The organism is Streptomyces sp. TRM64462, from assembly GCF_013362995.1.
GTDB lineage: Bacteria > Actinomycetota > Actinomycetes > Streptomycetales > Streptomycetaceae > Streptomyces.
In genome coordinates this window covers 1-1,463 of the sequence record NZ_JABWDV010000132.1, presented here as the reverse complement: position 1 = coordinate 1,463, position 1,463 = coordinate 1, and the positions used below count along the sequence as shown (strand labels likewise).

At 70.1% G+C, this 1,463-nt stretch carries 1 protein-coding gene and 1 pseudogene; one reads left to right on the top strand and one right to left on the bottom strand.

Annotated features, from left to right (window positions below):
• A partial coding sequence (locus HTZ82_RS06110) for a glycerol kinase GlpK (RefSeq protein WP_175408249.1) occupies positions 1 to 1,213 on the top strand: 1,213 nt, incomplete at its 5' end.
• An 18-nt stretch (positions 1,214 to 1,231) separates the two neighbouring features.
• Here HTZ82_RS06110 and HTZ82_RS31730 read toward each other — a convergent pair.
• Positions 1,232 to 1,463 (bottom strand): annotated as a pseudogene (locus tag HTZ82_RS31730) (hypothetical protein); the annotation flags it as partial.

The window sequence follows — 1,463 nt, the reverse complement described above, 5'->3', positions numbered from 1 at the left end:
CGTCTGGCAGGACACCCGCACCGCTCCGCTCGTCGACGAGCTGAGAAACCGGCCCGGCGACGGCTTCTTCCTCGAACGCTGCTGCCTGCCTCCCTCGACCTACTTCTCCGCGCCCCGGATCCGCTGGCTGTTCGATCACGTCGACGGGCTGGAGCAGCGCGCCCGGGACGGCGAGGTGCTGTTCGGCACGATGGAGACCTGGCTGATCTGGAACCTCACCGGTGGAACGGCCGGCGGCCTGCACATCACCGACGCCACCAACGCCAGCCGCACCATGCTCGTCAACCTGCGGACGCTGACCTGGGACGCCGAACTCATGGAGTTCTTCGGAGTCCCCCGCCAGATGCTGCCGGAGATCCGGCCGTCGGCCGAGAGCTACGGCGAGGCCCGCTCCCTGCTCCCCGGAGTCCGCATCACGGCCGCCCTCGGCGACCAGCAGGCGGCCCTGTTCGGGCAGACCTGCTTCTCGCCCGGCGAGGCCAAGTGCACCTACGGCACCGGCAGTTTCCTGCTGATGAACACCGGCACCGACGTCGTACGGTCCCGGCACGGCCTCCTCACCACCGTCGCGTACAAGATCGCGCAGCAGCCCGCCGTCTACGCCCTGGAGGGGCCGATCGCCGTCACCGGCTCGCTGGTCCAGTGGTTCCGCGACCGGCTGGGGCTGATCAGCAGCGCACCCGAGATCGAGACCCTGGCGCGCACCGTCGAGGACAACGGCGGTTGCTACATCGTCCCCGCGTTCTCCGGTCTGTTCGCCCCCCATTGGAGAAGCGACGCCCGCGGCGTCATCGTCGGACTCACCTCCTACATCACCAAGGGCCACCTGGCCCGAGCCGTCCTGGAGGCCACCGGCTGGCAGACACGGGAGGTCGTCGACGCCATGAACGCCGATTCCGCGCTCGCCCTGAAGCAGCTCAAGGTGGACGGGGGCATGACCTCCGACAACCTGCTCATGCAGTTCCTGGCCGACGTGCTCGACGTTCCCGTGGTACGCCCCATGGTCGCCGAGACGGTCTCGCTGGGCGCCGCCTACGCCGCCGGCCTCGCGGCCGGCTACTGGCCCGACATGGAGGTCCTGCGCCGCAACTGGCACCGGGCCGCCCAGTGGCTTCCGGCCATGGATCCCGAACGGCGGGAGCGCGAATACGGCTGCTGGCAACGCGCCGTCGAGCGGTCCCTGGGCTGGGTCCAGCCGCCGCAGCGGCCATGACGCTCCGAACCCTCCGACTCAGAGCGGAACGACGGTCAGTCGTATGCCGAGCCCGATGAGCGCGGAACCCATGATCCAGTCGAGCGCCGCCGAGAGTCCGGGTCTCGCGATGCGGCGGCCCATCCGGGTGAGCAGACAACTCATGCCCGGATACCACGTCATCAGCACCGCGGCGTGCGCGACGAGCAGCGCGGCCGCAAGCGCGCCGGTGATGCATGACGATGTCCGCCGTGCCGCGCGCGATCCCCGT